We start from the raw sequence: 3,108 nt of genomic DNA, 5'->3' as shown, positions 1-3,108 counted from the left end.
CATTGCGGGTGGAGGATCTGGCGGTGGCCCGAGGCGGCGTGCCGATTTTGTCGGGGCTGTCTTTTTCCCTGCGTCCCGGCACGGCGCTGGCGCTGCGCGGGCCCAACGGGGCGGGCAAGACGACCCTGTTGCGTACATTGGCAGGCTTGCAGCCGCCGCTCGCGGGGCAGATCCACGGCGCGGGCGAGGCGATCGCCTATGCCGGACATGCGGATGGGCTGAAGGCGATGCTGAGCGTGACCGAAAATCTGACCTTCTGGGCCGATGTTTTCGGCACGTCTGACATCGCGCCCGCGATGGACGCCTATGACCTGCACGGGCTGGCAGATCGCCCGGCGGGGACGCTTTCGGCGGGGCAGAAGCGGCGGCTGGGCCTTGCGCGGCTGCTGGTGACCGGGCGCGCGATCTGGGCGCTGGATGAACCTACAGTATCGCTCGACACACAGGCGCGGAGCCTCTTCGCCGATAGTCTCTCTGCGCATCTGCAGCGGGGCGGCAGTGCGGTCGTGGCCACCCACATCGACGTGGGCCTGACGCTGGAGGAGCTTGACATCGCCCGGTATCGCGCGGCACCCGACCTGCGCGCCGGGGCCAGCGACGAGGCGTTCCTGTGAAGGCGCTGTTGCTGCGGGATCTCAGGCTCGCCGTGCGCGCCGGGGGGGGATTTGGCCTCGGCCTCGCTTTCTTTTTGATCGTGACCGTGCTCGTCCCCTTCGCGGTCGGGCCTGACCCGGCGCTGCTGTCGCGGATCGCGCCCGGCGTGCTGTGGCTCGGGGCGCTGCTGGCCTGCCTGCTGTCGCTCGACCGGTTACTGGCGCTCGATCACGAGGACGGGACGCTCGATCTTCTGGCAACCGCTCCGCTGCCGCTCGAAGGGGCGCTGGGTATCAAGGCCTTTGCCCATTGGATCACCACGGGGCTGCCGCTGGTGGCCGCGGCGCCGGTGCTGGGGCTGATGCTGAACCTGTCGGTCAGCGGTTATGCCGTCCTCGTCGGGGCGCTGCTGCTCGGTACCCCCGCGCTGTCGACCATCGGCCTTTTCGGCGCGGCCCTCACCGTGGGGGTCAGGCGCGGGGGGTTGCTTCTGTCGCTGCTCGTCCTGCCGCTCTATGTGCCGACGCTGATCTTCGGGGCCGAAGCCGCGCGCCGCGCCGCCACGGGGCAGGAGGCGGCGACGCCGCTGCTGATGCTGGCGGGGCTGACCCTTGCGACACTGGCGCTCATGCCCTTCGCCTCTGCCGCCGTGCTGCGCATGGGGCTGCGGTGATGCGGCGGATTGACCATTGAGCGCATGGGGCCGGCGGGGTAGATAGCGACCATGTCTTTGTGGGAATACGCCAATCCGGTCCGTTTCCTCCGGCTCAGCGCGAAGGCGCAGCCGGTGCTTTGGGTCGCTGCGGGGCTATCGCTGTCGCTGGGTCTTCTCTGGGGGTTCTTCGGCACGCCGGACGACATGCGGCAGGGCTCCACCGTCAAGATCATCTATCTGCATGTGCCCGCCGCCCTCATGGCCATCAACGCGTGGTTCATGATGCTGGTCGCCTCACTCATCTGGCTGATCCGTCGCCACCACGTCAGTGCGCTGGCGGCAAAGGCTGCCGCCCCGGTCGGGCTGATGATGACGCTGATCGCGCTGGTCACGGGGGCCATCTGGGGCCAGCCCATGTGGGGCACATGGTGGGCATGGGATCCGCGGCTGACATCCTTCCTGATCCTATTCCTGTTCTATCTGGGCTATATCGCGCTCTGGTCGGCGATCGACGATCCGGACACGGCGGCGGATTTCACCTCCGTGCTCTGCCTTGTCGGCTCGGTTTTCGCGGTGCTGTCGCGGTATGCGGTGAAATTCTGGAATCAGGGGCTGCACCAGGGCACGTCGGTGCCGGTGGCCACCGGGGGGCGGACCATTTCGGATGTGTTCTTCTATCCGCTGGTGCTGTCGATGGTGGGCTTCGGGCTGCTCTTTATCGCGCTGGTCTTCCTGCGCACCGGGACGGAAATCCGCCAGCGGCGCACCCGCGCCCTGCTGGCACGCGCACGGCGGGGGGGCTGATGCCGGAACTGGGAAAATACGCGGCGGAGGTGCTTTCCGCCTATGCGGTATCGCTGCTGCTTCTCGCGGTGCTGATCTGGATGAGCTTGCGACGCGACCGGCGGGCGAAAGCGGCGTTGCGCGCGGCGGAGGAGGGGCGGGATGCCTAGAGTCTCTCCGCTCATGCTGGCACCGCCGCTGGTCTTCGCCGCCTTTGTCGGGCTTGCCGCCATCGGCATGTTCCGCGAGGACCCTGATGGGCTGCCCTCCACCCTGATCGACCAGCCCGCGCCCGCGTTGCCGCGCGAACCGCTTCCGCCTTATCCGGAGGTGACAGATGCGACTCTGGGTTCCGGGGATGTGACGCTGGTGAACTTCTGGGCGAGCTGGTGCCCGCCCTGCCGCGCGGAACACCCCCAGCTGCTTGACCTGCAGGCGGACGGAGTCCCGATCGTCGGCGTGAACTTCAAGGACAAGGCCGTCAACGCCGCGGGCTATCTGGAGGAGAGCGAGAATCCCTTCTTCGCGGTGGGATTCGACCCGCAGGGCCGGGCGGCGATCGAATGGGGCGTCACGGCCCCGCCGGAGACGTTCATCGTGGATGGCGAGGGCAAGGTGCTCTTCCGGTTCGCGGGGCCGCTGGTCGGCAGCGATTATGAACAGCGTTTCCTGCCCGCCTTCCGTGCGGCACTGGACGCCGAGGCGAAGTAGGCAACGCTTCTTCCAAATGGTCTAAAATCCTCACCGAAGGTGATCAACGCTTGCGGCCCGCCTGTCGGGGCCGGGGGCCTCCGGCGGGGATTTTCTGCCATCTGGAATGAAAAAGGCCCGCGCTTGGCGGGCCTTTTCGTATTTCGGGAAGGTTATTCCGCCGCGACCGGCTGATCCTTCGCGAGGTTGCGCAACACGTAGTGCAGCACGCCGCCGTGTTCGACGTATTCGATCTCGATCGCCGTATCGATGCGGCACTTCAGGGTGATGTCCTTGGTGCTGCCATCGGCCATGGTGATGGTGCAGGGCACTTCCTGCAGCGGCTTGATCGTGTCGAGACCCTTGATGGAGACGGTTTCATCCCC

The 3,108-nt window shown here is 67.1% G+C and carries 6 protein-coding genes; 5 read left to right on the top strand and 1 reads right to left on the bottom strand.

Annotation, left to right across the window (positions count from 1 at the left end):
• The first annotated feature begins 2 nt into the window (after positions 1-2).
• Genes ccmA through A3764_RS20195 form a run of 5 tightly spaced genes read left to right on the top strand, consistent with a single transcriptional unit; the run spans position 3 to position 2,743 of the window.
• Entirely contained in the window at positions 3-614 is a 612-nt protein-coding gene (gene ccmA, locus A3764_RS20215) for a heme ABC exporter ATP-binding protein CcmA (RefSeq protein ID WP_067952022.1), read from the top strand.
• Positions 611-1,267 (top strand): heme exporter protein CcmB, encoded by a 657-nt coding sequence (gene ccmB / locus A3764_RS20210; protein ID WP_067927872.1) that lies wholly within the window; start codon positions 611-613, stop codon positions 1,265-1,267. Before ccmA ends, ccmB begins: the two co-directional genes overlap by 4 nt.
• A gap of 51 nt (positions 1,268-1,318) precedes the next feature.
• Complete coding sequence (locus A3764_RS20205) at positions 1,319-2,053, top strand: heme ABC transporter permease (RefSeq protein ID WP_067927869.1); 735 nt, start codon at positions 1,319-1,321, stop codon at positions 2,051-2,053.
• On the top strand, positions 2,053-2,202 hold the full coding sequence (gene ccmD / locus A3764_RS20200) for a heme exporter protein CcmD (RefSeq protein WP_201722152.1): 150 nt from the start codon (positions 2,053-2,055) through the stop codon (positions 2,200-2,202). Before A3764_RS20205 ends, ccmD begins: the two co-directional genes overlap by 1 nt.
• Positions 2,195-2,743: a DsbE family thiol:disulfide interchange protein gene (locus A3764_RS20195; RefSeq protein WP_067927867.1), complete on the top strand. Its 549-nt coding sequence runs from the start codon at positions 2,195-2,197 to the stop codon at positions 2,741-2,743. Before ccmD ends, A3764_RS20195 begins: the two co-directional genes overlap by 8 nt.
• 152 nt (positions 2,744-2,895) lie before the next feature.
• Here the strand turns inward: A3764_RS20195 and A3764_RS20190 are convergent.
• On the bottom strand, positions 2,896-3,108 hold a 213-nt coding region (locus A3764_RS20190; protein WP_150122329.1), incomplete at its 5' end, for a hypothetical protein.

Source organism: Sulfitobacter sp. HI0129 (assembly GCF_001635395.1).
Lineage (GTDB): Bacteria > Pseudomonadota > Alphaproteobacteria > Rhodobacterales > Rhodobacteraceae > Sulfitobacter.
The sequence above is the reverse complement of the archived record's forward strand: the minus strand, read 5'-3'. Positions and strand labels throughout refer to the sequence as shown.

Bases quoted from the DNA above. Each gene is read 5' to 3' on its own strand.
- A3764_RS20205 (WP_067927869.1), top strand. From the start codon at position 1,319: ATGTCTTTGTGGGAATACGCCAATCCGGTCCGTTTCCTCCGGCTCAGC.
- ccmD (WP_201722152.1), top strand. From the start codon at position 2,053: ATGCCGGAACTGGGAAAATACGCGGCGGAGGTGCTTTCCGCCTATGCG.
- A3764_RS20195 (WP_067927867.1), top strand. From the start codon at position 2,195: ATGCCTAGAGTCTCTCCGCTCATGCTGGCACCGCCGCTGGTCTTCGCC.